This is a genomic window from Paludisphaera rhizosphaerae (assembly GCF_011065895.1).
Classification (GTDB): Bacteria; Planctomycetota; Planctomycetia; order Isosphaerales; family Isosphaeraceae; genus Paludisphaera; species Paludisphaera rhizosphaerae.
Window position 1 is genome coordinate 158,372 of the sequence record NZ_JAALCR010000001.1, and the last position, 26,908, is coordinate 185,279.

At 65.7% G+C, this 26,908-nt stretch carries 21 protein-coding genes; 15 read left to right on the forward strand and 6 right to left on the reverse strand.

What is annotated here, in order from left to right:
- Positions 1–66 precede the first annotated feature (66 nt).
- The 3 genes from G5C50_RS00705 (at position 67) to G5C50_RS00715 (ending at position 5,267) form a co-directional block, all read left to right on the forward strand.
- Positions 67–1,023, forward strand: a complete 957-nt coding sequence (locus G5C50_RS00705) for a sugar phosphate nucleotidyltransferase (RefSeq protein ID WP_165063636.1) — start codon at positions 67–69, stop codon at positions 1,021–1,023.
- Positions 1,024–1,085: 62 nt separating this feature from the next.
- Positions 1,086–4,448, forward strand: coding sequence for a UTP--glucose-1-phosphate uridylyltransferase (locus G5C50_RS00710; RefSeq protein WP_165063638.1), 3,363 nt, complete (start codon positions 1,086–1,088; stop codon positions 4,446–4,448).
- Positions 4,449–4,475: 27 nt separating this feature from the next.
- A complete protein-coding gene (locus G5C50_RS00715; protein WP_165063640.1) occupies positions 4,476–5,267 on the forward strand; it encodes a DUF7003 family protein in 792 nt (263 codons plus the stop codon).
- A gap of 8 nt (positions 5,268–5,275) precedes the next feature.
- On the opposite strand, the gene G5C50_RS00720 is transcribed toward G5C50_RS00715, so the two are convergent.
- Positions 5,276–6,382 carry an acyl-CoA dehydrogenase family protein gene (locus tag G5C50_RS00720; RefSeq protein ID WP_165063642.1) on the reverse strand — a complete coding sequence of 369 codons (1,107 nt, stop codon included), beginning with the start codon at positions 6,380–6,382 and terminating at the stop codon, positions 5,276–5,278.
- 64 nt (positions 6,383–6,446) lie between these two features.
- On the opposite strand from G5C50_RS00720, the gene G5C50_RS00725 reads away from it, so the two are divergent.
- Both G5C50_RS00725 and G5C50_RS00730 read left to right on the forward strand, forming a co-directional pair.
- A complete protein-coding gene (locus G5C50_RS00725) occupies positions 6,447–7,025 on the forward strand; it encodes an NUDIX domain-containing protein (RefSeq protein WP_165063644.1) in 579 nt (192 codons plus the stop codon).
- A gap of 105 nt (positions 7,026–7,130) precedes the next feature.
- The gene (locus tag G5C50_RS00730; RefSeq protein WP_165063646.1) at positions 7,131–7,985 is read left to right on the forward strand and encodes a class I SAM-dependent methyltransferase; all 855 of its coding nucleotides are present in this window, start codon (positions 7,131–7,133) and stop codon (positions 7,983–7,985) included.
- A 1,131-nt stretch (positions 7,986–9,116) separates the two neighbouring features.
- On the opposite strand, the gene G5C50_RS00735 is transcribed toward G5C50_RS00730, so the two are convergent.
- Positions 9,117–9,608 carry an acetolactate synthase gene (locus G5C50_RS00735; protein WP_165063648.1) on the reverse strand — a complete coding sequence of 164 codons (492 nt, stop codon included), beginning with the start codon at positions 9,606–9,608 and terminating at the stop codon, positions 9,117–9,119.
- A 157-nt stretch (positions 9,609–9,765) separates the two neighbouring features.
- On the opposite strand from G5C50_RS00735, the gene G5C50_RS00740 reads away from it, so the two are divergent.
- From G5C50_RS00740 to G5C50_RS00760, 5 genes are all read left to right on the forward strand, one after another.
- Positions 9,766–10,587 (forward strand): CAP domain-containing protein, encoded by an 822-nt coding sequence (locus tag G5C50_RS00740; RefSeq protein ID WP_165063650.1) that lies wholly within the window; start codon positions 9,766–9,768, stop codon positions 10,585–10,587.
- A 250-nt stretch (positions 10,588–10,837) separates the two neighbouring features.
- Positions 10,838–12,196, forward strand: coding sequence for a hypothetical protein (locus G5C50_RS00745; RefSeq protein ID WP_165063651.1), 1,359 nt, complete (start codon positions 10,838–10,840; stop codon positions 12,194–12,196).
- Positions 12,197–12,387: 191 nt separating this feature from the next.
- A complete protein-coding gene (locus G5C50_RS00750; RefSeq protein WP_240906899.1) occupies positions 12,388–12,738 on the forward strand; it encodes an acylphosphatase in 351 nt (116 codons plus the stop codon).
- Positions 12,739–12,812: 74 nt separating this feature from the next.
- The gene (locus G5C50_RS00755) at positions 12,813–13,625 is read left to right on the forward strand and encodes an ABC transporter permease (protein WP_165063653.1); all 813 of its coding nucleotides are present in this window, start codon (positions 12,813–12,815) and stop codon (positions 13,623–13,625) included.
- 152 nt (positions 13,626–13,777) lie between these two features.
- Positions 13,778–15,751, forward strand: coding sequence for an ABC transporter ATP-binding protein (locus G5C50_RS00760; RefSeq protein WP_165063655.1), 1,974 nt, complete (start codon positions 13,778–13,780; stop codon positions 15,749–15,751).
- 24 nt (positions 15,752–15,775) lie between these two features.
- Here the strand turns inward: G5C50_RS00760 and G5C50_RS00765 are convergent, their stop codons facing one another.
- The gene (locus G5C50_RS00765) at positions 15,776–16,510 is read right to left on the reverse strand and encodes an SDR family oxidoreductase (protein ID WP_165063657.1); all 735 of its coding nucleotides are present in this window, start codon (positions 16,508–16,510) and stop codon (positions 15,776–15,778) included.
- 113 nt (positions 16,511–16,623) lie between these two features.
- Positions 16,624–18,324: a S8 family peptidase gene (locus G5C50_RS00770; protein WP_165063659.1), complete on the reverse strand. Its 1,701-nt coding sequence runs from the start codon at positions 18,322–18,324 to the stop codon at positions 16,624–16,626.
- Positions 18,325–19,000: 676 nt separating this feature from the next.
- On the opposite strand from G5C50_RS00770, the gene kdsB reads away from it, so the two are divergent.
- Positions 19,001–19,759: a 3-deoxy-manno-octulosonate cytidylyltransferase gene (gene kdsB / locus G5C50_RS00775; protein WP_165063661.1), complete on the forward strand. Its 759-nt coding sequence runs from the start codon at positions 19,001–19,003 to the stop codon at positions 19,757–19,759.
- Positions 19,760–20,159: 400 nt separating this feature from the next.
- Positions 20,160–20,801, forward strand: coding sequence for a PEP-CTERM sorting domain-containing protein (locus G5C50_RS00780; protein WP_165063663.1), 642 nt, complete (start codon positions 20,160–20,162; stop codon positions 20,799–20,801).
- Positions 20,802–20,934: 133 nt separating this feature from the next.
- On the opposite strand, the gene G5C50_RS00785 is transcribed toward G5C50_RS00780, so the two are convergent.
- On the reverse strand, positions 20,935–21,654 hold the full coding sequence (locus G5C50_RS00785) for an SGNH/GDSL hydrolase family protein (RefSeq protein ID WP_165063665.1): 720 nt from the start codon (positions 21,652–21,654) through the stop codon (positions 20,935–20,937).
- A 265-nt stretch (positions 21,655–21,919) separates the two neighbouring features.
- Complete coding sequence (locus G5C50_RS00790) at positions 21,920–22,900, reverse strand: ribose-phosphate diphosphokinase (protein WP_165064441.1); 981 nt, start codon at positions 22,898–22,900, stop codon at positions 21,920–21,922.
- A gap of 295 nt (positions 22,901–23,195) precedes the next feature.
- On the opposite strand from G5C50_RS00790, the gene G5C50_RS00795 reads away from it, so the two are divergent.
- The 3 genes from G5C50_RS00795 (at position 23,196) to G5C50_RS00805 (ending at position 26,907) form a co-directional block, all read left to right on the forward strand.
- Positions 23,196–23,807 carry a hypothetical protein gene (locus tag G5C50_RS00795; protein WP_165063667.1) on the forward strand — a complete coding sequence of 204 codons (612 nt, stop codon included), beginning with the start codon at positions 23,196–23,198 and terminating at the stop codon, positions 23,805–23,807.
- Between the two features lie 80 nt (positions 23,808–23,887).
- Positions 23,888–25,474 (forward strand): thioredoxin-like domain-containing protein, encoded by a 1,587-nt coding sequence (locus tag G5C50_RS00800; RefSeq protein ID WP_240906901.1) that lies wholly within the window; start codon positions 23,888–23,890, stop codon positions 25,472–25,474.
- Positions 25,475–25,587: 113 nt separating this feature from the next.
- On the forward strand, positions 25,588–26,907 hold the full coding sequence (locus G5C50_RS00805; RefSeq protein ID WP_165063671.1) for an alpha/beta hydrolase: 1,320 nt from the start codon (positions 25,588–25,590) through the stop codon (positions 26,905–26,907).
- Position 26,908 lies beyond the last annotated feature (1 nt).

A 26,908-nucleotide genomic window follows, 5' to 3' on the forward strand; every position in this document is an offset into this window, starting at 1 on the left:
GGCAAGAAGTTCTGTAGTGTGGACCTGGATTCGACGGGCGGGTCTTTCGGCGGAAGGGATAGCGAAGTGATTATCACGAAGGCGGTCATCACCGCGGCCGGCCGAGGCGCACGGCAGTACCCGGCGTCGGACACGGTTCAGAAGGCCATGTTGCCCGTCGTCGACCGCGACGGCCTCACGAAGCCGGTCCTTCAGATCATCGCCGAGGAGGCGCTGGAGAGCGGCGTCGAACAGGTCTGCGTCGTCGCCGCACCGGGCGACGAGGCGGTTTACCGGGGCCACTTCCGCAATTACGCCAATACGCTGCGGACGGGTTTCCCCAACGCGGAATGGGCCGATGAGCAGGCCAAGCGACTCTTGCAGTTGGAAGAACGCCTGACGTTCGCCGTCCAGGACGAGCCCAGGGGCTACGGCCACGCCGTCTGGTGCGCCCGTGAGTTCGTCGGCGGCGAGTCTTTCTTGCTCCTGCTGGGGGACCACCTCTATCTCTCCAGCGAGCCCCGCCGCTGCGCCCGGCAGCTCATCGACCTGGCGACGGCCGAGGAGTGTGCGGTCTCGGCCGTGCAGGCGACGCGCGAGCACTTGATTCACCAGTACGGTACGCTCGCCGGCCGGCGGTTGGCCGACCGTCACGACGTCTACGCCATCGATGAGATCATCGAGAAGCCGAATCCGACGCTCGCCGAACTCAGGCTGCACGTGCCGGGCCTACGCGCCGGCCACTACCTTTGCTTCTTCGGGATGCACGTCCTGACCCCGTTGGTCTTCGACCTGCTCGACGAGGCGGTCCGCACGGACGCTCGCGAGCACGGCGCGATTCAGCTCACCTCGGCGCTCAACGCGCTCGCTCGTCGTGAGAAGTACCTGGCGTTGGAGACTCGCGGCCAGCGATTCAACCTGGGCGTGAAGTTCGGCGTGATCGAGGCTCAGGTCGCTCTGGCGATGGCCGGCGTCGACCGGGATCGGATCCTGGCCGTCCTCCTCGACGCCGCGGCGAGGATCGAGCAGGCCTCCCCGCACTGATTCGAGTCGATCCGGCCCCCCGCGTCGCCACCCCGAACCGAACTTCGAGCCCGCGAACGACCATGGCTTCACTCGGCTCCGTCCTCATCGAGACCATCACCTCCGCGGACCCCTCGCTACGCGACCGCTCGGTTCGGGCGCTTGTCGCCGAGACGAGCCTGGCGGAAAAGCTCCAGGCCTGCGAGGAGCTGGAACGGTTCCGTCGCCGGTCCGACAACCTTTATGAACGCGTCCGCGCGTCGCTCTTCCTGCACGCGATCTATCGCTACGACGTCCAGGAAGACGCATCCGTACGCCGCACCGGGCTGATCCCGTTCGACGGCTACATGGACCTGATGGAGCGGCGCTACGAGCAGGCGATCACCGCCTTTCGCGCCTCGCTCAAGCAGGACCGGCCCAACGGCGCCATCTGCTCGGCGCTGGCGCAGGCCTACGATCAGATCGCCTTCCAGACGCTGGCCGATCAGGTGCGGCGGTCGGTCCGCAGTTGCCCCGGCAACCGCTGGATGTTCCGAGTCGGCGGCGTCGACGAGCACCCTTTGCGGATCGACCCTCGGCTGCTGGAGCGGCCCTCGACCGACGCCCTCTTCCCGATCCTGGCCGAGTTCACCCCCGTCCGATTGGACCTCTCGCACAGCGGTTGGTCGGACATCTTCTTCCTCGGGATGGACTTTCCCGAGGGCGCGCGGGTGATGAACATTTCGGTCGACCTGGGCGTTCACGGCCGCGACGACGCGCCGACGCCGCCGATCGAATGCCGCCTCCGCGTGATCGCCGAGCCGATCCTCCGGCTGACCAGCATCGACCTCGACGCCACCAAGGACGTCGACTCTCTGGAGGAGTTGTTCAACTTCGGCAACGACTACCTCGGGCTGGTGAAGGCGGGCGTAATCGCCTCTGGATTGGTTCCGCCTTCGCTCGAAGGGACCCCGGCGTCGCTGGCCGATTTGTTGGGGAGGCTCGTCCGCCCAGGGTACGGCTTGGAGATCGTCAGCAAGGTCAACGACATCCCCAAGGGATCGCGGCTGGCCGTCTCCACGAACCTGCTCGCTTCGCTGATCTCCGTGATGATGCGGGCCACGGGTCAGACCAAGAACCTGACCGGCCCGCTGGAGTTGGAGGAGGCCCGCGTGGTGGTCGCCCGCGCGATTCTCGGCGAGTGGTTGGGGGGCTCGGGAGGGGGGTGGCAGGATTCGGGCGGGGTGTTCCCCGGCGTGAAGCTGATCATGGGAGTGATGGCCGGCGAGAACGACCCGGAATGGGGAGTCAGTCGCGGCCGGCTCCTTCCCGAACACCGCCTGGTCGACGTCTCTCCCCAGTCCGACGCCCCGGGGGCGTCGTTCTCCGAGGCCCTGGCCAGGAGTATGGTCCTCATTCACGGCGGGATGGCTCAGAACACCGGGCCGATCCTCAACATGGTGACGGTCAAATATCTGCTCCGCGACGCGGCCGAGTGGAAGGCACGCCGCGAGGCCCTGCGGATCTTCGAGGGGGTGACGGAAGCCGTCGATCAGGCCGACATCAAGGCGCTGGGAGGCTGGACCACGGCCAACTGGGACGGACCTCTCAAGGGGATCATCCCCTGGATCACGAGCGCCTTCACCGAGGGGATCATCCGCGAGGCTCGCGCTGCGATGGGCGAGGACTTCTGGGGTTTCCTGATGCTCGGCGGGCTGGCGGGCGGCGGCATGGCCTTCATGGTCGACCCGAAGCGTCATGAGGAGTTCCAGTCGCGCATCGGCGAGATCATGGGCCGGGTCAAGCGGTCGCTCGACGACGCCCTGCCCTTCGCCATGGAGCCCGTCGTCTACGACTTCCAGATCAATCCGCGCGGCACCTGGTCGATCCTCGAGGACGATCGTCCGCTGATGCCGGCTCGCTACTACCGGCTCCAGATCCCCCGGATGATCGCCGAGGGGGAGGGCGGCCTCTCCCCCGGCCGCATGGCGGACGTCGACGCCTTCGCCAACAGCGCCGAGGAAGGCCCCGAGCAGCTCCGCGTCTTCCGCACGATGATCAACAAGCTGTTCCCCGTCTCCCGGGGAGCTGCTGACGCTTCATCAACGAAGTGGGACGGGGAGGCCGAGACGATCCGTCGCGAGAACGGCTTCGACCCCGTGCAGCATGAGGCCCTCCGGGACGACCTGATTCGCGGGCGGATCGGTCTGGCCCGCAATCGATTGCCGGTCGACATGCAGATCAACGACGTCGACGACACCGACCTGATCGCCGCCCACGAGGAAGTCTCGGCATCTGCCGTCGCGCTCGGCGAGCGGCTCATCCGCAAGGGGGAGGTCGCCGTCGTCTCACTGGCGGCGGGCGTCGGCAGCCGATGGACCAGCGGCGCTGGCGTGGTGAAGGCGGTCAATCCGTTCGCCGTCTTCGAGGGTCGCCACCGTTCGTTCCTGGAACTCCACCTGGCCAAGACGGGAGCCGTTCAGGAGGCACTGGGAGCGACGATCCCTCACGTCGTCACGACGAGCTATCTGACCCACGACGCCATCGAACGGCACCTCGCGACGACGTCCAATTACGGTCATCGCGGGCCGGTGTACTTGTCTCGCGGCCAGTCGATCGGCCAGCGCCTCATCCCGATGGCCCGCGACCTGACGTTCCTGTGGGAGGAATCCACCCACGAGACGCTCGACGAGAACAAGCAGAAGGTCCGCGAGGCCGGTCGGCGCGCGATCCTCGAATGGGCGAAGGCCCAGGGCGAGGGGAGCGACTACACCGACAACGTCCCGCTCCAGCGGTTCAATCCCCCCGGCCACTTCTACGAGGTCCCCAACCTCCTGCGCAACGGGTTGCTGGCCAAGCTTCTCACCGCCCATCCCGACCTGAAGTGGCTGATGGTCCATAACATCGACACCCTGGGAGCGACCGTCGATCCGGGCGTCCTCGGCCTGGTCGCCGAGGCGGGATCGACGCACAGCTTCGAGGTCATCCCACGCCGGATCGACGACCGCGGCGGCGGCCTCGCTCGCGTCGGCGGCCGGCTTCGGCTGCTGGAAGGGTTGGCCCAGCCGCGAGAGGATTCCGAGTTCGCCCTGCGGTATTACAACTCGATGACGACGTGGGTCCGGATCGACGGCCTGCTGCAGGCGCTCCACCTCACGCGCGACGACCTGGGCCGGTCTCCGGAGAAGGTCGCCGCGGCGGTTCGCGGGCTGGCGGCTCGGGTACCGACGTATGTCACGATCAAGGACGTCAAGCGGCGCTGGGGGCACGGCCAGGAGGACGTCCTACCCGTCGTCCAGTTCGAGAAGCTCTGGAGCGACCTGACCTCGCTGCCGGACCTCCCCTGCTCTTACCTATCCGTCGACCGCCGCCGCGGTCAGCAGCTCAAGGACGCGGCGCAGCTCGACGGCTGGGTGACGGACGGCGGCCGGGATTACATCGCTTCGCTCTGCAAGTTCCCGAGTTAGCGATCCATTTCACGGAGGAAGGCGACCGTGTCAGCGCGATGGAAGGACGAGTTTGATGCGGAGCACATCCTGCGCATCTTCGACGAGTGCGCTGAGAACTACACGTTCACCATGCTCGACAACGGGTACAAGTACCCGGCGGCGTGCAGGCTGTCGCTGCATCGCTCCGAGTCAGATTGGGCTCTCGTGCTCGAGGATTTCGGCTTCTCGCCTCGGGTCGGTGATCCTGACCTCACGATCAAGACATTCGCGAGCCGGCTTCATGCGCGAAATCGACCGGTGGATTACGTCAGCGAGAAGGCCTATCAGAACTACTTAGCCACCAACCCTCACAACGAGTATAGATCCGTTTACCCCGTCGATAAGCGGGTCTGGGCCGAAGACGATTCTCCGATCGTTGACGACGATGCGTCCGAGGTAGACCTCTGGACTATCAGAGACGATGTGGCTGAGGTGTCGGTTCGAGGGAGGCTCCTCCGCTTGCCGCCGGCGTCTGAGTATTTGAAACACGGGATCGAACTGGAAGATCCGCCCCACATCAAGGTTTTCGAGCTCTGCCGTTATATGGCGGCGGTTGGGAGAGACTTGGTCCTGGCCACGCCTCAGGAACGTCGCGTTTCCTTGCTCCCCGAGATGAAACAAATCCTTCTACTTGAGGAATGGCGTCATCCGGATCTCGCTGCGGGCGAACGGCCGAGCGAGGTCGATGCATTTCGACAGTTGGCTCAGGTTCTCGCGACGGGCGATCCTGAACAATACCAGCCGACGGAATCGGCCAACACGCATTGGAGCTTCTGGCCTGTAGGCGGGACTCTCTGAGGTCCTTTTCAGGCCGGGCAGATGCCCGCCAGTTCGCGGATGGCGGCCTGGGCGACCGGCGAGGGGCACGACCAGACCAGGAAGAACAGGGCCTGGCGAGCCCAGCGCTGGGCCGGGTCGGTGCGGAGGAAGCCGCTGCCTCGGCGGGCGGTCAGGAAGGCCTGCGTCGTTTTCAAGGCCAGGCCGTTGGCCTGCGCTCGAAGTTCAGCGGAGGCGGCGGCGTCGCGGTCGCCTCGGGCGCAGGCCATCAGGGTCTCCCAGGCCTGGGACCAGTTCTCGTCGAGCAACTCGACGGGCTCGACCAGGTCGGCGCGTTCGGCCTTGAGCTTGCCCAATGCGTCGAGCGCCGCGGCGGCCTGACCGAGCGCCAGGGCCGACGTCTCCAGCCCCGCAGTGCCCACGGCACCGGGCTGGGTGGCGATCTCGTTCGTCGGGCCCATCAGCACGTCGTCGGCGTCGATCTCGACGCCCTCGACGAGGACCTCTGCCGTTCGAGAGGCCTGGAGCGCGGCGAGGTCGAAGGCCGGCTTGACGGTCAGGCCCGGACGATCGCCGGCCAGGGCGATCAGCATTTGTCGGTCGTCTTCGAGGAGGGCCCCGGTGATGAAGACGTCGGCTCGCTCGGCGCCTGTGACCCAGGGCATCGCGCCGTCGAGCCGGTAGCGGCCGTCGCCGAGGGCCGTCGCCGTCATCGGACGGGCACCCAGCCGTCGCGAGGTGGTCAACTGGGAGATCCCCACCGTGGCCATCGTGAGGCCTTCGGCGATCGAACGCAGCCAATCCGCCGCGCGGGGTCGGTCGGCGACGGTCAGCAGTCGGCGGACGGCGGCGTCGTGCTGGGAGAGGATGAATACGGCCGTGAGACTGGCCTCGGCCAATCGGGCGTAACGCTGGACCAGCAGCGGACGCGGACACTCGTCGCCGCCGAACTCGGCGGGGACCGACCAACGCATCACGCCGGCGTCGCGGAGCAGGTTCCAGAGCGTCTCGGGCCAGTCGCCGGCGAGGTCCGCCGGGCCATCGGCCGCGCGGAGTGCGTTGGTCAGGGCGACGATCTGGGCTTCTTCGGGGTCGTGTTCGGTCCAGCGGCCGTCGTGCATCGCGTCCTCTTGCATGCTAACCTCGACCTTCCCGGTCCGGGCGCGTCTCCCTCGTCATCGTCGCACAAGGCCGAGAAGCATGTCATCCCCGTATTGCTACAAGTACCCCCGGCCGGCCGTCACCACCGACCTGGTCGTCTTCGCCTGGATCGATCACACGCTCCAGACGCTTCTGATCCGCCGCAAGCACGACCCGTTCGCCGACCATTGGGCGATCCCCGGCGGATTTCTCGACATGGAGGAAACCGCCGAGGCCGGCGCGCGGCGGGAACTCCTCGAAGAGACCGGGCTGACGATCCCCGGCGTGGTCGAGCCCCTGGGCTTCTTCGCCGCTCCTGATCGCGATCCCCGGGGACGGACGATCACCCTCGCCCACGTCGCGACCTTGCCTGGGGGCGATCACCCGATCGAGGGAGGCGACGACGCCGCCGAGGCCGCCTGGCGTCCCGTCGTCGAGGCTCGCGACCTCGCCTTCGACCACGACGAGGTCTTGGCTGCGGCCGTCGACTGGCTGCGTCGAAAGGTCGTCGCGAAATCGCCCGAGGCGTTGGCATTGCTGCCGCGTCCGGTCGAGCTTTCGGAGGTCCGCTCGCTCTTCAAGTCACTCGGCGCGCCGGCCCGAAACCTCGCCGCCTGGGTCGCGGCGGCCGGCGGCTGATTCGGTTCGCCTTGCCGGGAAGGCGCTTAACCGCTACATTCCCCGCGCCCGCCGGGCTGCGCGCGGATCGTGCGCCTGTTGGGATGTCCAAGGAAGGACCGACCGATGACCGGCCTCGGATGGAAGACGAAGCCTCGCCGGGCCGCATCCGGCGCACAGGGACTTGGCATCGACCACCACGCCGAGGCCGAGCTGATCCGCCGCCTCTGGGCCGAGCAGCGCGCGCACGTCCCCCTGGAGACGCTCGACAGCGAGGAACAGGGCTATCTCGACGCCCACCTCGCCATGCCGCTCACCATGAGACGGCGGCTGGCCATGATCGACTGGCTGGCGCAGGGGATTCGCCCCGGCGACCGCGTCCTGGAATGGGGATGCCGCCACGGCGTCGATTCCTGCGTCTACCGCCGCCGCTTCGGGCCCTCGCTGGAACTCTACGGCTGCGACTACATCGAAGGCGACACCTACCGTCCCTTCCACGATTACAGCCGACTTCAATACGTGAAGGTGACGCACTCGTCCCGGCTGGAATATCCTGACGGCTTCTTCGACGTCGTCACCGGCAACGGCGTCTGGGAGCACGTACTGGACGAGACGAACTCGCTCCTGGAGTTGCACCGCGTGCTTCGCCCGGGCGGGCTCTTCATGATCGCCTGCCTCCCGAACCGGTACAGCTACACCGAGGCCCTCCAGCGCAGGCTTGGCCACGAGGCTCACGACCGCCTCTACACAATCCATTCGGCGACGGAGATGCTCCGCACCGCCGGCTTCGAGGTCCTGGCCACCGACCGCCGCCTCTTAGTCCCGACCATGCTCAACGGCTTCGGGCCCGGCCTGCGCGACCTTTACAGTCGGCTACACGGAGTCGTCTGGACTCTCAACAGCGTGCTGGAACGCATCTGGCCCATCAACCTGATCGCCAGCAACCTCATGTTCGTGGCGCGGCGTCCGCTCGAGGCCTGAGGGTTCTCCACGAGCGCTCGACCTTGATGGGCGTTGCGGTCCGAAGACGCCGAAGCAACTTTTCCCTCGCCGTATGCGGCTGTCGGGGACGATGACTCTTCGCTCCAGCAGCCGCATGACAATCCCCAACGTCGCCATCATTATGACCACGCCAGGGATTCCGATCGCCAGCATCTGCGAAAGCCCCCATGGCTTCACCCTGGGGGACATGAACCACATGATCACCGAGATCGCAACCTGCAACCTAGCGAAGACTTCGCCGAAGGTTAGACGGGACGATCCCCGCAGGAGAGGATAGACCAGCCAGCCGAGGGTCCCGGTAAGCATGGTCGCCGTCGCGGGCACCACGGCCTCGCTCTCGCTGTAACCACTGATAACGCTTGCGACGAAGCCCAAGCACCATAGAACGGGAACGAGACAGGCGGTGAATTTCCACGTCGAGACCCACGGAGACACCGTAGGCGTTGAGTCTTCTCCGCCGAGCATCGCGTGGGCCTCCCTGGACTCAGCGACAAGGTGAGGTGGACGGAATCCGTCCACCTGAGCGGCACCTCTGCATCCTTACATCCGTCGTGCCTCGACAGGTCGGTCGTGAGGGCCTTCCACGGGCACGACCTGTTCGATCCGATCACTCTCGTTCTCGCATCGAGCATCCCATCGGGCGAAAGCTCGGACCACAAGTCCGATCACGATCCCCACGACGAGCGAGATAGGGATTCCAACGGTCAGCATTGCTGACAATTCCCAGGGCTCGACTCGCCTCGGCATCATGAAGAGCGAGGACGACATGAAGGCGGGGTATAGCCCGCGGAGCCGATAGGTGAGGTCGCGACGAAATGGCCCCAGGACCAGGAGATAGGCCAGCCAGACGGTAATTCCGCACAACATGGTGGCTGTGGCTGGAGCAAAGCACTGGCTAGCCACATGCCTAACAGCAAACCTCGAGATGAAGCCACAACACCAGAGGGCGGGTATCAGACCGGCGGTGAACTTCCAGATCGAACTTGAGGAGGATGAAAGCACCCGAGAAGGTGGCAGTTCGCCCGTCATTGTGACAGCCCCCCGCAACTGAACGATCCGCCAGGTGGCCGGAATCCGACCACCCGGGCGCGCCGTCTGCATCCTCGGCCGTCAGTTGGACAGGTCGGCCTCGCAGAGGATCTCGAAACCCATCTCGTGCAGCGAGCGGCTGGCCTGCTCGTTGTTGTCGACGTGCATGGCGACCGCTGGGCGGCCGTGGGGCTGGACGATCAGCGGATAGGCGTAGTGGATGTTGATCTCAGCGCGAAGCAGGGCCAGGCACATGTCCGCCAGCGAGGAAGCGGCCGGGGGCAACTCGGCCGCCAGCAGTTCGTTCTCGGCGAAGGCGTGCTTGTTCAGCGAGAGGATCTCGCGGCCTTGCTCCGGATGGCTGAGAATCAGCCTCAGGATGGAGCAGTCGGCCGAGTCGGAGATCGTCAGGCCGACGATCCGCACCTTACTCCCCTGGAAGGCGCGAACGACTTCCAGCAACTGGCCGACTCGATTCTCTAGGAAGACCGAGAACTGGGTGACGCTCGGCCAGTTGCGGCCGTGCATGGTCTCGACGTCGATTTCGGAGCCGCCGTCCTCTCCCAAGCTCATATGAGTCCCTCGCGTGCTTGCCAGGACTGTCCCGTCGGTTGAATGGCGACTCTCACAAGGTAATAGGGTTCATCCACTCAGGTCAATGTAAACCCCCCGCCGAAAGGACGGCACCATGAAGTCCTCCGCTTCTCCTGGCCTGATTGGAATAATCCTCATGCTCGCGACAATCGCTGCCCGAGCCGAGGAACCTGCCATCGGTCCGCTCGCGCGCGACCTCCTGGCCGCACACAACAAGGAACGCGAGGTCGAGAAGCTCGAACCGCTCAAGCTCGACGAGGCGCTCACAAAGGCGGCCCTGGAACACGCCCGCGACATGGCCGAGCATCGCAACCTGTCGCACGAGGGGTCCGACGGGTCCACGCCCTTCGATCGAATCAAGCGGTTCGACTACCACTACGCCAAGGCAGGCGAAAACGTCGCCGAGGGACAGCGCGACGTCGCCGGGGTGATGCGCACCTGGATGAACAGCGAGGGGCACCGCGCCAACATCCTTGGCGCGTTCACTCAGATGGGAGCCGCTCGCGCGAAGGACGGCGACGGTCGGCCCTACTGGTGCGTCGTCTTCGGCAAGCCGTTCCCGAAGGTCGATCCCAAGCAGGCGGCCGGCGAAGCCCTGGAGAAGATCAACGCCGCCCGCAAGGAAGCCGGTAAAGAACCGCCCTTGAAGCCGAGTTCCAAACTGGACGAGGTCGCCCGATCGTTCGCCCTGGCGATGGCCGCGTCCGCTGGAGACAAGACGGGTGAGAAGAAGCAACCGGACCTCGTCGCCCTGCTGAAGGACGCCGGCGTTTCGTTCCGGAGCGTCGGGATGTGCGTGGGAGTGGGGAATCCCACCGTCGACGACGCCATGAAGTCGATCTTGAAGGACGAGCGTCAGAAGGAAGCCGTCCTCGGGACGTTCCGGTCCGTGGGAATCGGTTACGCCAAAGGTGCGGACGGACTGCCGTACTGGTGCGTCCTGCTGGTGGAGGAATGACGGCCGGCGCGACGGAAAGACGTCTCGGAAGGGGGTTTTCCTCCAAAGCCGGCGGACCGCTCTGCCGAAGAATCTGAGGTGACGAGTTCGAATAACCGCGCGCCGAGGGGCGTCTTTCCAAAGGACGGCTTCGACGGTGCGGATGCGCGAAACTCGGTCGACGGAAACCGGTCTTACGACGATGCATGAAGGGCCGGGAGCGGGGACGCCCCCCCTCGTCCACGGCCTCGTCCAGAAAGGGTGAACCCCCATGCCGTGGCGACGCCTTCACCTGGCTCGGGCCCTCTCGGCCGCGGGCCTGGCCAGCAGCTTGATGTTCCTCGGGAGCGCGATCGCGACCGCCGCGCCCGGAGACGACCTGGAGCCCTCGACGGCTCCCTCCGCCGCATCGACGACCGAAACGGTCGATCTCCTCAAGGCCGCCCGCGCCGGCGATCTGAAGGTCTCCGCCCGCGGCCAGGGCCAGGACAAGGTTCGGCTCAGCCTGCAGAACACCTCGGAGAAGCGGCTGAACGTGATCGTGCCTCCGGGCCTGGTCGCCTCCAGCGGCGTGGCTCAGCGAGGCGGCGGCGGCGGCTTCCAGAGCATGGGCCTGGGCATGATCAACAATCGGCCGGGCAGCTTCGGCCGATTCCAGGGCTCGTCCGTGACGGGCCTTCGCTCGATGCCCATCAACGGTTCCGACTCCCCGTCGGTCGCCGTGCCGGTCGGTGAGACGGTCGACGTCTCGGTTCCCGCCGTCTGCCTGAACTACGGCGTGAACACCCCCACCCCGCGCGACAGCTTCACCTTGATGGACGTCGACGACTACACCCAGGACGTCCGGATCCGCAAGGGTCTGCGGAGCCTGGCGCTGCTGGGCACGAGCCACGGCGTCGCCCAGGCCTCGATGTGGCGAATCTGCAACGGCATCCCCTTCGAGGAGATGGCCGCTCGCGACGCCAAGTTCCTTAATGACTCCGAAATCGCCCTCGCCGCCCGATTCGTCGAGGCCGTCGACGCCGCTGGGACTGAGGACCTGGTCAATCCGGCCCTCCTGACCGAAGGCCGCGTCTTCGTGAAGCTCACCGCCGAGACCACCTCTGTCGAGGGCGAGGTTTCGCGGCTTACCGAGAAGCTCGACGGGCTTCGCCTTTTCGGCCTCCCCATCGAGGTCGTGAAGAACGACGACATGCCGATCGCCAAGGCTCCCGCCATCTTCGTGAAGGTCGCCCTGAGCGAGAACCAGGTCGGCGACGCCGTCGGGCGGCTCCAGGTCGGCAGCTCGCTCCGGGACGACCAATGGCGTCCGATCGGGAAGGCCGCCTTCCGCGACCACGCCTCGATCGCCGTCCTCGATTCCCAGAGCCTCGTCCAGCTGGTCGAGCAGCAGCTTGCGGCGACCTTCGTGTCCGTCAAGCCCGCCCGCAAGTCGGTCGGCGCGACGACGCTCAAGATTGAGAACCACCTGCCGTTCACGGTCGCCGGCCTGAACGTCCGGGCGGGGAACTCTCCCGGCTCGCCGGTCGTTCCCTTCGAAGCCGTCGGCCTGGGCCCCAACCGCGCCGCCATGGTGCCGATCCAGGCCGCCCAGGGCGAAATCGTCTCCCTCGAGCTGAACGGGCTCTGATCGACGCCTCTCGTCCGAACAAGTGCGAACCGGCGGACCTTCCCTGGAGGGTCCGCCGTGTTCGTTTCGAAGGCGAGGTTAAGTCGAGTGAACCTTCGACGGCCCGGCGTCGTAGCATTCGGAACGACGCGACCCTGCGTCCTCTCATCGGCCCTTCGAGCCCTTGCCGGGGTTGGGGCGGACCGGCTACGATGAAAGGGATTGCAGGTCGAGGGCGGGCGCGAAGCCGGCCTCTGAAGTCGCCGGGGGGCTGCACGTCCGAAATGGCGCTCGAACGACGGCGGATTCTATACTCGGGCCACGTTCAGGGCGTGGGGTTCCGGGCGACGACTTCCTGGCTCGCCCGGGGGTTTGAGGTCGCCGGCCACGTTCGAAACCTGCCCGACGGCCGCGTCGAGGTGATCGCCGAGGGGGACGTCGCCGAACTCGATCGCTTCACGGCCGCGATCCAGGACTCGCTGGGGAACTTCGTCCGAGACGTCGACGCCTCTCCGCTGCCGACCCACGAGCCCCCGCTGGAGGGATTCGGCATCCGCCATTGATTCCGATCTCCGAAAGGCTTCCAGATGGAAGCACGGAGATAATCCATCGCTTCTTTCCTCCGAATCAGAGCATCATGAAATCCCTCACGATCGCCCTCGCGACGGCCAAGGAAACCATCCGCCAGCCGTCCTTCTTCGTGATCGCCTTCTTCGCCGCCTCGCTGCTCGTGGGCACGATCTTCGTGCCTTACTTCACGTTCGGCGAAGACATCAAGATGTACAAGGACACGGGCCTCACCACGATCTCCTTCTTCTGCATGCTGCTGGCGCTTTTGACCTCCAGCTCGACCGTGGCGGAAGAGATCGAAGGTAAAACGGCGATCACCCTGCTCTCCAAGCCGATCAACCGCCGGCAGTTCATCGTTGGCAAGCTGATGGGCATCCTGATGGGGGTGTTGGTCCTCTACCTCTTCCTGGGAATCCTGTTCGCCGCCGGCGTCTGGTACAAGATTCCGTACGACCTTCGTGAGTCGGCGGGGACCCTTGAGCCGGGCAAGCAGCTCGGCCAGGTGATGCAGGTGGTTCCCGGCCTCGTGCTGGGCTTCCTGGAGGTCACGATCCTGACGTCGGTGAGCGTGGCGCTTTCCACGCGGCTGCCGATGCTGGTCAACCTGATCGTCTGCATCATGATCTTCTTCCTGGGCCACCTCAGCCCGGTCTTGATCCAGGCGACGGCCGAGCGACAGCAGCTCATCCATTTCATGGCGCAGCTTTTCGGTTGGGTCCTTCCCCCGCTGGAGTTGTTCAACGCCGGCCCCTCGATCGCGACCGGCGCTGTGATTCCCTGGGTGGGCTATGTTCTGCCGGCGCTGGGCTGCTGCGTGTTGTACAGTGGAGCAGCGCTTTTCTTCGCGTTCCTCCTGTTCGAGGATCGCGACCTGGCCTGATCCGCTCGTTCCCTCCGTCACGGGCCGCGCGACCCTTCAGGTCCGCCGGCTCGGCCGACGGACGGGGACGCGTCCCGCAAGGAGGATCGCCGGCGGCCTGACGGAGCGCAGACCCGATTCCCGGCCCTGGACCCTGGCGGGGAGCCTCCCGTATGCAAGCGGAAGCCTACCTTCGTGTTAAGAAACTCCTGGGAGCCGGCCGGTCGCCGATGACCGCCCGGCTCCTCGGCGCCTGCGAGGCTTTGCTGGTCCTCGCATTATTGATCGTGGCCGGCCTGTTCGCCGCCTTGATGGCGTCGCGGGGCGAGATCAGCATCGCCAAACCAGTCACCGAGTCGCTCCCCTCGTGGACGCTCAGCCGACAGGTCGGCGACTATGACGATTACATCGTCTACGGCGATTCCGGCCTGTTCCCGCTCATCGGAGCCAACCTGAACAGCAGCAACCCCATCCATCGGCTTGGGGCGCGGCTCCTCGAAGGCTTCACAAGAGTACTCCCGCCTCTGCGGAACAACCTCGGCGCACTGACGACGCTGCTGGCCGTCGGCCTGATCCTGATTCTCCTGCTGGCGCTGGTGGCGAAGGCCCGACGAGCCGTCGTCGCCACGACCGTGGCCGATCTGGCTGCGAACCTGAGGAACCAGATCCATCGCCAGATGTATCGACTCGGCCAGTCCTCTCTGCCCACCGAGGGCGTCGGCCCGGTCGTCAACATCTGGACTCGCGAGGTCAACGACGTCCGCGATGCGCTCGTCGCCGATTTCGACGTCGTCCCCGGGATGATCGTTCTGGGTGTAGGTCTGGCTCTGCTGGCGCTCTCGACCTCACCGACGCTCACGCTCTTCCTGGCGTCGCTCGCGCTGCTCGTCTATCTGATCTCTCGCGTCATGAACCGCGACGCCCGGACGAATTACGACGCGGCCCTGCGAGACTCCTCGGTGCAGCTCTGTTTGCTGCATGAGGATCTCGGGCTGCTGCGGACCGTCCGGACCTACGGCGTCGAGGATTACGACCGCAAGCGGTTCGACGAGCACCTGGAACGGTATCGAGACGCGGACGTGCGACGGATGCTCGCCCAGGGGAAGGTCTCCACGGGGGCCGCCCTGCTCTACGGAGCGGCGATCGCCACGGGGTTGGGACTGCTGGGTTACAACATCCTGGTGAAGGACCGGATCTCGATCGCCACCATGATCATCCTGGTTGCGACGCTCGCCGGCCTGGCCGTCCCGATCCTGCAATGGATTCGGATGCGGCAGACGATCCGCCACGCCAATCGTTCGGCCGGCGAGATCTTCGAGTTTCTGGCCCGCTCCCCGGAACTCCACCAGAACGTGGGCGCCGAGTTTTTGCCGCCGCTGCGACGCTCGATCGTCCTCGACGACGTCACCCTGGAGAGTCGTTCGGGACGGCTCTTGCTGGACAAGGTCTCGCTGGAGATCCCCGCCGTCGGTCGGACGGCGATCGTGGGCGTGGACGAGGACTCGAAGCTCGCCCTGGCCTGCTTGATCCCGCGTCTGATCGACCCTCAGGGGGGCAAGGTTCTGATCGACGGCCGCGACCTCCGCGACATGACGTTGGAATCGGTCCGCGCCCAGTCGGCGACCGTCCTGCAGGCCGATCTGGTCTTCACCGACACGATCATGGCGAACATCGGTCTGGGAGACTCGAGGAACACGCTTCAGCGCGTGATCGAGGCCGCCAAGACTGCCCACGCCCACTTCTTCATCCAGGAGCTGCCGCACGGTTACGATACCGTCGTCGGTCCGCTGGGCCATTACCTCCGGCCCGACGAGCAGCTCCGGATCGCTCTGGCCCGCGCGTACCTCCACGATCCGTCGATCCTGATCGTGGAGGAACTTCCCTCGCAGATCGACGACGAGGTGAAGCTGCTGCTCGACGACACGCTGGCTCGGCTCTCGGTCAACCGGACGGTCATCACGATCCCGCACCGGCTGTCGACCATTCGCTCCGCGGACAACATCATCCTGCTGCACAACGGTCGGGTGGAGGCGTTCGGTACTCCGTCGAAGCTGCAGGCCGAGAGCAAGCTCTTCCGCCACATCCTCTACACCGAGTTCAACGAGTACGCCACCGGCGAGATCGAAGCGGGTCGGGTCTCTGCCTGACCCGCCTCGACCGAGCGGGCATGCTCAGAAAAAGTCGTCGACCGTCGGCGTGATGACCAGCTCGGGGACGCGGGCGCGGGGGTGAAGCTCCACCAGGAACTTCACCGCCGCCGCGACGTCCTCGGGCTGGAGGATCGCCGCCTTGCGCTCATCCGAAACCTTCACGGGACGAGCGTCGAGGATGGGCGTATTGACCTCGCCCGGATAGATCACCGTCGATCGAATCCCTTCCTCGCGCACCTCGCGGCCCAGGGTGATCCCTAATGCCGCCTGGCCGAACTTCGACGCCGAATACCCCGCTCCCCCCAGGGTGCTCGCCCGCACGCCGGAGATCGAGCAGATCTGGACGACGAGCCCGTCCTTCCGCTCCCGCATGCCGGGGAGAATCGCGCGCAAGAGGTTGAACGGACCGGTCAGATTGGTCCGGATCATCAGGTCCCAGTCTTCGGGCGTCAGGACGTTCAACGCGCGGTTGCGAACGTTCGTCCCTGCGTTGCAGACGAGGACGTCGATCGTCCCGAACGTCGACTCGACCTCCTTCGCCATCGCCATGACGGCCTCGGCGTCGGTCACGTCGCAAGGGGCGACCATGACCCGATCGTCGGCGACGCCGAGCAACCCCTTCGTCGTCTCCAGCTTGCCCGGGTCCCGCCCCACCAACGCCACCCGCAAACCCATCTTCGCCAACGTCTGGGCGACGCCCCGACCGATCCCGCTCCCCGCGCCCGTGACGAGCGCGGTCTCCGGCTTCCGACTCATGGCTGATCCTTGGTGAAAAGACGAAGGCCCCGCGCTCGGATGCCGGCGCGGGGCCTCGAGTTCGTCTCGGATTGTAACCCGACCGTGAAGCCGACGCGAAGGCCGGCCCCGGTTCAGCTCGACGAGGCCGCGTTCCAGGCCCGGACCGACTTCGAGCCGCTCGAAGAGTTGGCCCACTTGCTCATGGCCTGAAGGAGTTGGCTGACGTCGGCCCGAGCCAGCTTCGTCGTCGAGGCCGCCTTGTCCAGTGAGCCCGCGTCGACCGCCGTGCCGTTGAGGAAGACCGGGACCGACAGCGTGGTCGGCGTCGGCTCGGTCTGGCTGTCCGTGTTGGAGGTCGTGGAGTCCGTCGAAGTCGTCGAGGGCGTGCTGGGCGTGGTCGTTGTGGTCGTCGGGGGAGTGGAGGTGGAATCGGTCGGCGTCGGGGTCGACGGGGTCGTCGTCGTCGAGGTGACCGGCGTGTAGTCCACGGTGGTCGTCGGTGGGACGAGCACCTGCTGGGCCGGTGGTGTCACCGTGACGTTCGTGCTCCCCGTGGAGGTGCTCGGCGGCGTGGTGACGACGGGCGTCGAGGGCGAGGAGCCTGGGATGAGCGAGGCCGAATTCAGAACGTTGAGACGGCCGAGATCGATTCCCGTGACGCTGTCGTGGATCGACTTGGCGCCCTGTTCGAGCCAGCCCTTGATCTGGTCGACCGTCGGCAGCGTGCCGAATCGGGACTTGTAGATCGACTGGAGGAGGACGATCGAGCCGGAGACCAGCGGAGCGGCGAAGCTCGTCCCCTCGACGGTCGAGTAGTTCGACCCGTCGATCAGAGCCTGGAGACCCGACCCGGGGGCGGCGATGTTCGTCGCCGTGGAGCCGCCGAGCGCGGAGCCCAGTCGCTGGGCGTCGGAGAGGAGGTTGTCGGAGGAGTCCGTCGCCGTGACGCTGATGACGTTGTCCAGCACCGCGGTGAACCCTTCGCCCTGCTGGCCGTTGAAGCTGTTGCCCGTCGCGGCGACGACCGGGATGTTCAACGACTTGAGCTGGGCGATGAGCTGAGTCATCCGCTGGCCGACGCCGCCGTCCTGGGCGAACCAGTTGCGGGCGTAGTTCGCACCATTGGAGAGGGAGATGTTCACCACGCTGATGTTGTACTGGCTGTGGTGGTCGATCACCCACTGCAGGGCGTTGGCGATGTTGTTGGTGTCGGCCGTGTTCGTGCTGTTGGTCACCTTCAGGGCGACGATGTCCGCCCCCGGGGCGACGCCCAGGTGGTTCGCATCGCTCCCCGCGATCAGGCCGGCGACGGCCGTGCCGTGCTGCGAGGTCGTCGCGATCGGGTCGGCGTCGCCGTCGCCGAAGTCATAGCCGGCGACTACCTTGTTGCTGGACCCGAAGCCGCCGCCGAGGTCGGCGTCGTTGTAGTTGACGCCGGTGTCGATCACGGCCACCGTCAGTCCCGTGCCGTCGACGCCGTAGGTCGACCGCGTCTGGGCCGAGCCGATGATCGGGTCGAAGGCCGTGGCGGCGCCGGTCGCGACAGTCCCTGTCGGGGCCTGGGTCGCATCGGCGACCGCAGCCCGCCGCGCCGCCGCTCGGGCGAATGCGGCGCCCCTCGCGGCCGTGAACTGGTGGACGCCGTTCTGCGGCGTCGACGAGCCCGCGGCTTTCAGCCGCTCAACGATCGCGGCTCGCCTGACGGCGGCCTGTTCGGAGAGGGCTCCTCCGAGCCCCGTCGAGAGCAGGCGTCGGACGTCGAGTTGCTCGACCGCGGGCCGGTGCTTGAGTCGAGCGTCTCGGCTGTTCTTGCCAGTCAGGTTCCAGACCATGGAACGGATCTCCCCAGACGGCCGCCATGCCTTTGGCTCAGGCCGCCCCGCGATTCGGATGTGAACGCCCCCCGTCCTTGGCGGGTTCCGATCGTCGGGTCGGACGCATCCGACTCGACCCTCGGCCCGGAGGGCCCCGCTCGGGACGGATCCCGAACGCGACCCCGCAGAGCGCGTGATCAGGTTGTGCGGCACGAGACGAGGCACGACGGAAGGACAGGTGGACGGCGATGACGCGAGGTCCGGGGACTTCACGACGGCGATCACCCCTCCTTCACGCCGGGCCCTTCAGCCCGAGCGCGGAGAATCAACGGGAGCCCGAGCGGGCGACCGGGAGTCTGGGGACACCCTCGGCCATCACCCGGGACCATCGATTCGGCTTCATCCTCCTGAGCGGCGACCGGACGAATCCGCTACGTCCGGCCATTCCGGAAGACCTCGAAAGGCCCCCCGCCGACGCCCCTCCTTGACGGCGCCGGTGCGACGCGACGGCTCGGCGGGCTTCGACGTCCGCCCCCCGCCTCGCGTCTCCTCCCCGAGGTGGGCCTCCATCCTCCTTGCGTCCCCTCTTGGAACGCACTAGATTGAGGTCGCCTTGGGAAGGTCCCGGCCGAGCTTGGTTCTCCGCCGGTATGCCTTGTATCGGAATCGAGTCGAAGCGAGGTCCGCAGGAAAAATGGAAAATGTCGCGGTGATTCCGGCGCGGTTCGCTTCCACCCGACTGCCCGGCAAACCCCTTCTATCCGACACCGGGAAGCCCCTCATCCAGCACGTGGTGGAAGCCGCGAAACGCGCGCGATCGCTGCAACGCGTCATCGTCGCCACCGACGACGATCGCATCGCCGACGCGGTACGCAGCTTCGGCGGCGAAGTCGTCATGACCCGCGCCGACCACCCGACGGGCACCGACCGCGTGGCCGAAGTCGCCGCGACGATCCCCACCGCCGGGATCATCGTCAACGTCCAGGGGGACGAGCCCGAAATCGACGGAGCTTCAATCGATCGTTTGATCACCCTCTTGAACGAAGACCTCGATGCGCCGATGGCCACGCTCGCGACGCCGATCCGCGATGAGGCCGTCTACCGCGATCCTTCGTGCGTGAAGGTCGTGGCCTCCTCTCGCGGCCGCGCTCTGTATTTCTCGCGCAGTCCCATCCCCTGCCACCGCGACGGCTCGCCTGACTTCTCCGACCCCCAAACCCCCGCCGCTCTCCTGCATCTGGGAATCTACGCCTACCGCCGCGACTTCCTGCTGTCGGTCGGCACCCTCCCCCGCTCGCCTTTGGAGTCTGCTGAGAAGCTCGAACAACTCCGAGTCCTGGAAGCCGGGCTCCCCATCGCTCTGGGAGTCGTCGACGAGCCGTCCATCGGCATCGACACCCCGGAAGACTACCGGCGGTTCGTCGACCGCTGGCGAGCAGCACACTCGGCCTGAGGCGACTAACCCCGTCGCCGCAACGCCTGGAAACGAGCCCATCCGCTCGACGCAATCGCGAGCGGACGGGTTCTCGTTGCGCTGAGGAAGCCGATCCGAGGGCTCGCCTCTCGCCGTCGGCCCTCTCCCTTCCATTCATAGGGAGTCGTCGACGCTGCCCAGGCCGACGGCGGGCTGTTGCCCGCTCGTTCCTTCGATGCGATGCGGCATCATCGCGATCCGACGTCCTCTTGAGGATCCACAAGCCGGATCGGTTTGTTTAACAGAGGCAACTTGCCTGGTGTGGCGGGCACAAACGGCGGATGGCTTCATTCTTAAGACAAAGCCCGCCTGGAATGACCTAGAGTTCTAACAATTCCCAAATCAGATCAAGGAAGAACAGCCTATGGAGCAGTAATCGATGAAGACGCTGTTCACGCGCGTTCTGATCGCTTCCTCGCTGATTGCGGGCGGTTCGATTTTCTCGGCGCCGTCGCAGGCAGCCCTGGTCACCGTCGACCCAGACTCCTATTCCAATCACACCAACATCAGCAGTTCGTTTTCCGGACTGACGCTGTCGACCGTCGGCGGTTCCAACACCAACGTCTACGCGGTGGCCAGCGGTCTGTCCACGACCGGCTCAAATGTGTTCGGCACGTACAGCACGTCGGCCGGCTACGGAGTTAATTGGGGCGGCAGCTCGAACGACGGGCTGAAGGCGGTCTTCGCTGTCGCGACCGACTACGTCCAGATCGACATCATTGGCAACAGCAGCGGCAACAGCGACCGCGGCCAGTTGACGGCCTACGACTCCTCGAACAACGTGATCGCCACCGTGACCACCAACAACCTCGGGAGCGGCGATTATCAGACGTTGTCGATAACCCAGGGGACCGCAAGCATCGCCTACATCATCGCAACCGGAACGAACAACCGGGCGATCTCCCTGGACAACCTCAAGTACACCGTTGGCTCGGTCCCCGAACCGAGCGCCATCGTGATGTTGGGCTGCGGAGCCGTGGCGATCTTCGGCGTATCCCGTCGCCGGAGGCCGCGAGGCTGATTCGAGAGGTTGATGCAGACTTCGGAGAGCCGGCGGAAATCCGCCGGCTCCTTTTTTTGGTAAATCGACCGTTCGCCAATCCCGCCCCTTCTCGACCGACGCCTCAACCGGCGACGGGAGGGGCCTCCAGCGTTCAGCGGGTCTGGTCGAGCGCGGCGAGGATCGCTTCGGCGATCGCCTTCATGCCTCGGTCGCCGGGATGGGAGGCGACTCCCTCGTGTTTGAAGGAGCGTTCCGAACGGGCGGCGTTTGAGGGGTCGCGTCCCAGGGAGGAGATCTCTATGAACCGGGCGCCGGCCGCTTCGCTCGCCTTGCGGAGTCGGGCGTCCCGGGCCTCGCTGGGCCAGAAGCAGCCGCGAACGAGGATGATCGGCTGACGTCTGGCCCGCACGCCGGCCAGGATTTTCGCAACGCTCGCCTCGAAGCGGTCTGCGTCTGCGTCGGTTTTGAACTCAGGGACGTTCTCGCCGATCGCTAGCACAAAGAGGTCGGCATCGAACGCGAAGGCGTCCTTCAGTTTCGCGTCCACATCATAATCGGAATATCCCCGCTCGAAGTCGGCGATGTTCTTGACGAGGATCTCGGGCGGCTTTCCCGTCCGTCGGCCGACCTCCGCCGCGACGAGATGAACGTAGTCCTTGTCCGCCGAGGTCGCCGCCATCCCCCAATCGTCGTGCCAGTCGATCTCCGGCCTGGGCGGGTGCCTGGTGATGCTGTTGCCGAGGAAGAGGATCTTGCGGATCTCCGCCGGCCGCACCGTCGCCCGATCGTCCTGTCCCGAGCCTTCAAGGGAAGGCGCCGTTGCCAGGGTTGTCGCAACGATTCCGATGATGCCGAGAATGCGGCGTCTCACGTCGGTCGCCCTCCAAATCACGACATCTCCCGCGTCGGGTGCGATCACATTTGCCGATCAGGCGACACTTTATCTCTAGGAGGACCCCACGGCCCGCCGTGCGGCGTCGACGAGGCAGGAGAAACGGAGCCCGCGAGAACGGCCGAAAATGCGCGAACGAACCCACCTAGATACGGTGCATCTTGTTGTTGCAAGACACGTTATGTCGATGCAACTGGGTTCGTTTTCGCGCGATCGAAGCCAATCCGCCGCGGCGCTGATCGACTCAATAGTTGAACAGCCGGCTCACGCTCTCGCGGCGGTGGATCGACATGATGGCGTCTGCGAAGAGGCCGGCGACGCTGACGACCTTGCAGCAGGAGGCGAGCGGCTCGAAGCGGTAGCCGATCGTGTCGGTCATCACCAGTTCCTTGATCGGCGACTTCTCCAGCTTGGCCGCCGAGCCCTTCGAGAAGACCCCGTGCGAGACGCAGGCGTAGATGTCCTTGGCCCCCCGCTCCTTGCAGGCGACGGCCATCTCGATCAGGGTGCCGCCGGAGATGGTGAAGTCGTCTACGATCAGGACGTTGCGGTCCTTGACCTCACCGACGATGTCCAGCATCTCCGCCTTCTCGTCGTGCCCGCGACGGACCTTGTTGCCGAAGACCACCGGCGCGTGGATCATCTCGGCGAACTTGTACGCCTGCTTGCCGAAACCGACGTCCGGCGAGGCGACCACCAGATCGGGGATCTCCTTGCGGCGGAAGTAGTCCACCAGGACGGGCATGGCGTAGAGGTGGTCGACGGGGATGCGGAAGAAGCCCTGGATCTGCGGGCTGTGCAGGTCCATCGTCAGGACGCGGTCGGCCCCGGCGGCCTCGATGCAGTCTGCGCAAACACGGGCGCGGATGGAGACGCGGGGCTCGTCCTTCTTGTCCCCCTTGGCGTACGAGAAGAACGGGATGACGGCCGTCACCTGGGTCGCACTCGCCCGCTTGAAGGCGTCGATCCAGAAGAGCAACTCCATGAAGTTGTCGTTGACCGGGTATTCCGACCCCTGAATGATGTACACGTCGCGTCCGCGGACGTTTTCCAGAACGCGGACGAAGACGCAACCCTCGCTGAACGTGTGGGTTTCGGCTTCCGCCAACCCGGAGCCGAGACGCTCGGCGATGGCCTTCGCCAGCGATCCGCTGGCGCTGCCGGCGAAGACTTTCAATTCGCCGTAAGGGTCGACCCGCTCTTCCGACGTGCAGATCAGCGACATGTCCTTGCTCACGGCGTACACCCTGTCGTCGGGAGTGGAGAAGGTCCATGTCCATGCGAGACCGCCGCATCGACCTCGCCCGCCGGCCCCGCCCCCCGCAGCGGTCCGACTTCATACGATCTTAGCACTCGCCGCCGCCCCCGGCCACCCTGGGGCCGGCGACGAATCGGCGAACGCTTGTGGGTCGACCGCCAGCCAAGTCGGGAGGATCGACCGAAGCCGACCTTTCAGATACTCTCGGTTCCAGGTCGAGTCGTGCTGAATTCCTGGATCGCCGCGATCATGAGACCGAGCGATGAACGAGTCGCCGGGGATATCCCCATCTTCGACATCCCCGACGGGTCGGCCGTTCTTCCTCTCGGACGCCGTAATCCTTGTCGTGGCCCTGGCGGTCGGGACGGCGTTCGCACGTGTGCCGTTCGATCTCGCATACACGAGCCTGCTTCAGAACAGGGGGACCGACAGACCGGTCGAGATCGATCGATTATTAGGCGTGATGCTGACAGTCGTCTATCCGATCGTCGCCGCGATGATGGCTGCCACGATCGTTCTTCGAATGAAGCCGACCAGGTGCGGCTTGCGCGAACGACTCGGCGAGCCAGGATCGGCGGTCTGTATTACGGCACTCGTCGCCCTGACGATTGGGTTCCTCACAAGTCTTCCGTTGCAACTTGGATTCACTGGTTTCTTAACCATGGACGGCGCGGTGGCCGGCGCCTGGGAGTCAAGTGGCGAATCGGCCGGGTTCGCTGCGCTGGGAGCCTGGTTGGCACTGAAGATCTGTGGGCGTTGGGCTCCGGCCACGGATTGGGTCGATGTCATGGCGCGCGCCCTAGGTATGTTCTGGGTTCTGACGATTGTTCTAAACCTTATCACGATGTGGCGCTTATATAGGTCGGGCCCATGACGACCGCCAACTCGCCGCCGCGTTCTTTCACCATGCCACGAGGAAGCCAGACAATGCGGAACCGTCGAAGATTCCAGCGAATGGCGATCTTGAGTCAACTCACCCTGGCGACGGCCCTGCTCGCCTCCCCGGCCGCGGCCCAGGAGGCGGCGAAGCCCAGCCTCGACGGCGCGATCGGTTGGATCAACTCCGGGCCTATCGACCTGGCCTCGCTCAAGGGGAAGGTGGTCCTGCTCGACTTCTGGACCTACTGCTGCATCAACTGCCACCACATCCTCCCCGATCTTGAAAAGCTGGAGAAGAAGTACAAGAACGAGCTGGTCGTCATCGGCGTCCACTCGGGCAAGTTCGACGCCGAGCGGAACACCGAGAACATCCGTCGGAAGGTGGCTGAGTACCGGATCAAGCACCCCGTCGCCAACGACGCTGAGATGGTGATCTGGGAACGGTTCAACATCCGCAGTTGGCCCAGCCGAGTCCTGATCGCCCCCGACGGCAACGTCGTGGTCGTCCGGAACGAGCTCGGGGAGCCGACGATCGCGATCGGCGGCGAGGGGAACTATGAGTTCTTCGACCACGCCATCGGCGAACTGGCCGACAAGGCCCGCAAGGCTGGGACGCTGAACGAGAAGCCGATCACCTTCGCCACCGAGGAGAGCCAGTACTCCGACAAGGCCCTGCTCTTCCCCGGCAAAATCCTGGCGGATGCGAAGTCCAGCCGCCTGTTCATCTCGGACACTGGCCACAACCGGATCGTCGTCGCCGACCTGGACGGCAAGAACCCCGTCGTGATCGGCGACGGCGGCGCGGGGCTCGTGGACGGCGACTTCACGAAGGCTCGGTTCAATCGTCAGCAGGGGATGTGCCTGGAGGGGGACGTTCTCTATGTGGCCGACACCGAGAACCACGCCATCCGCGCCGTGGACCTGAAGGCGAAGACCGTCTCCACCGTCGTCGGCGACGGCAAGCAGGCCGATCGCGATCCCCGAGAGACTTTCGTGGGGCCTGGCAAGAAGTCTCGGATCTCCAGCCCGTGGGATGTGATCCAGCTTCCCGGCTCGCGTCGGATCTACATCGCGATGGCTGGCACCCACCAGATCTATGCCTACGACCCGGATTCGGGCGACGTCCGGACGTTTGCCGGTTCGGGGTACGAGAACATCCAGGACGGCCTCCCCGCAGCGGCCCGATTCGCCCAGCCCAGCGGTCTAGCCACCGACGGCGAAAACCTCTACGTGGCCGACTCCGAGGTCTCCGGCGTCCGTGTGATCTCCGGCATCCCCGAAGGAAAGGCGAAGGTCGGCCGGGTCGTCGGCGAGGGCCTGTTCAAGTTCGGCGACCGCGACGGCAAGGGGCCGGCTGAGGTCCGACTCCAGCACTGCCTGGGTCTCGCCTATAGCGACGGCGTCCTCTACATCGCCGACACCTACAACAACAAGATCAAGGCCTGCGACCCGAAGACCGCAACCGTCACGACGTTCCTCGGCGACGTGAAGTCCGGCGACTCCGACGATCCGCCTCGCTTCCATGAGCTGGGCGGGCTGAGCGCCGCCGGCGGCAAGCTGTACGTCGCCGACACCAACAACCACAAGATCAAGGTCGTCGACCTCGCCTCCCGCAAGGTTCACTCGCTGGAGATCTCCGGCCTCAAACCGCCGACTCCGTGAGTTTCCGCTCGTCATCGCGTCTGCCGACCGAATATTGTAGGTATTTAGACGAATGTCGAAATGCCGGCTCGATCGACCGGTGCTCTGAACCGACAGACGACGGAGGCGCGAAGATGATTCGGGTGTTGCCGATCCTGCTGCTGACGACGACGACGGCCTGGGCGGCCGATCTAAAAGACGACGCCCGCAAGTTCCTGGAGCTCTGCCAGACCGCGAAGTACGACGAAGCGTATGCGAGGTTCGGCCCGAAGATGGCCGCCGCCCTACCCAAGGAGAAGCTTGCTGAGGTCTGGACGAACATCGGTGGGCAGCTTGGGCCGATCGAGTCCATGGCCGAACCGCAGGAGGACCGCATCGGAGCCTCGCGACGTGTGAAGATCCTCTGCCGGTTCAAGCCCATGACCCTTGAAGCCCTCATCAGCTATGACCCCGACGGAAAGATCGAGGGCTTCTTTCTCAACACCCCCACTCCGCCGGCCGCGCCGAAGGCTGAGCCCCCTTACGTCGATCGGGCGAAGTACACCGAGGAGGACGTCGTCGTCGGGGCTGACGGTTGGCCCTTGCCGGGGACGCTCGCGCGGCCGAAGGGGTTGGAGCTTCCGGCGCTGGTCGTTCTGGTACAGGGGTCGGGGCCGCACGACCGCGACGAGACCATCGGCCCCAACGCCCCGTTCCGCGATCTCGCCCACGGCCTGGCCAGCCGGGGCGTCGCCGTTCTCCGTTACGACAAGCGGACGCGGACTCACAAGAGCCGCTACGCCGACCCCAAGGCCGGGGCCGCGGTCGTCGTGCAGGACGAGGTCGTCGACGACGCCCTCGCCTCAGTCGCCAAGGCTCGGACCTGGAAAGGGATCGCCCCGAACAGGATCTTCGTCCTGGGCCACAGCCTGGGCGCAACCACCGCGCCGATGATCGCCGAACAGGACGGTCGCCTTGCCGGCGTGATCCTCCTCGCCGCCTCGACCCGCCCTTCGGCCGACGTCGTCCGCGAACAGTCCGACTACGTACGGAAGGTCGACCCTGTCCGCGCGAAGGGGCTCGACGCGCTCGACGCCAAGCTCGACGAGCACCTGACCGCTCTCAAGGCTGGCACGCTGGGCGATGACGACAAGGTCCTGGGCGGTGCGGTCCGCTACTGGAAGTCGATGGACGCGACCCGCCCCGCCCAGAGGCTCGCCGAGCAACCGAACTTGCCGGCGCTGATTCTCCAGGGAGGCCGCGACTATCAGGTCACCGAGGCGGATCTCGAAGCCTTCCGTCGCGTCCTTCCCAATCGGCCCAACGTCACGATCAAGCTTTACCCGGACCTCAACCACACCTTCATGAAGGGCGAAGGAAAGGCGACGCCCTCCGAGTACGACAAGCCGGGGTTCGTGGACGTCCGGGTCGTTGAGGACATCGCGGCGTGGGTCGGGTCGGTCCCCTCCCATTGAG

Excerpts from the sequence above, each read along its gene's own strand:
- G5C50_RS00710 (WP_165063638.1), top strand. The coding sequence starts at position 1,086 with ATGGCTTCACTCGGCTCCGTCCTCATCGAGACCATCACCTCCGCGGAC.
- G5C50_RS00720 (WP_165063642.1), bottom strand. The coding sequence starts at position 6,382 with ATGCAAGAGGACGCGATGCACGACGGCCGCTGGACCGAACACGACCCC.
- G5C50_RS00725 (WP_165063644.1), top strand. The coding sequence starts at position 6,447 with ATGTCATCCCCGTATTGCTACAAGTACCCCCGGCCGGCCGTCACCACC.
- G5C50_RS00730 (WP_165063646.1), top strand. The coding sequence starts at position 7,131 with ATGACCGGCCTCGGATGGAAGACGAAGCCTCGCCGGGCCGCATCCGGC.
- G5C50_RS00735 (WP_165063648.1), bottom strand. The coding sequence starts at position 9,608 with ATGAGCTTGGGAGAGGACGGCGGCTCCGAAATCGACGTCGAGACCATG.
- G5C50_RS00740 (WP_165063650.1), top strand. The coding sequence starts at position 9,766 with ATGCTCGCGACAATCGCTGCCCGAGCCGAGGAACCTGCCATCGGTCCG.
- G5C50_RS00745 (WP_165063651.1), top strand. The coding sequence starts at position 10,838 with ATGCCGTGGCGACGCCTTCACCTGGCTCGGGCCCTCTCGGCCGCGGGC.
- G5C50_RS00750 (WP_240906899.1), top strand. The coding sequence starts at position 12,388 with ATGAAAGGGATTGCAGGTCGAGGGCGGGCGCGAAGCCGGCCTCTGAAG.
- G5C50_RS00755 (WP_165063653.1), top strand. The coding sequence starts at position 12,813 with ATGAAATCCCTCACGATCGCCCTCGCGACGGCCAAGGAAACCATCCGC.
- G5C50_RS00760 (WP_165063655.1), top strand. The coding sequence starts at position 13,778 with ATGCAAGCGGAAGCCTACCTTCGTGTTAAGAAACTCCTGGGAGCCGGC.
- G5C50_RS00765 (WP_165063657.1), bottom strand. The coding sequence starts at position 16,510 with ATGAGTCGGAAGCCGGAGACCGCGCTCGTCACGGGCGCGGGGAGCGGG.
- G5C50_RS00770 (WP_165063659.1), bottom strand. The coding sequence starts at position 18,324 with ATGGTCTGGAACCTGACTGGCAAGAACAGCCGAGACGCTCGACTCAAG.
- kdsB (WP_165063661.1), top strand. The coding sequence starts at position 19,001 with ATGGAAAATGTCGCGGTGATTCCGGCGCGGTTCGCTTCCACCCGACTG.
- G5C50_RS00780 (WP_165063663.1), top strand. The coding sequence starts at position 20,160 with ATGAAGACGCTGTTCACGCGCGTTCTGATCGCTTCCTCGCTGATTGCG.
- G5C50_RS00790 (WP_165064441.1), bottom strand. The coding sequence starts at position 22,900 with ATGTCGCTGATCTGCACGTCGGAAGAGCGGGTCGACCCTTACGGCGAA.
- G5C50_RS00795 (WP_165063667.1), top strand. The coding sequence starts at position 23,196 with ATGAACGAGTCGCCGGGGATATCCCCATCTTCGACATCCCCGACGGGT.
- G5C50_RS00800 (WP_240906901.1), top strand. The coding sequence starts at position 23,888 with ATGGCGATCTTGAGTCAACTCACCCTGGCGACGGCCCTGCTCGCCTCC.
- G5C50_RS00805 (WP_165063671.1), top strand. The coding sequence starts at position 25,588 with ATGATTCGGGTGTTGCCGATCCTGCTGCTGACGACGACGACGGCCTGG.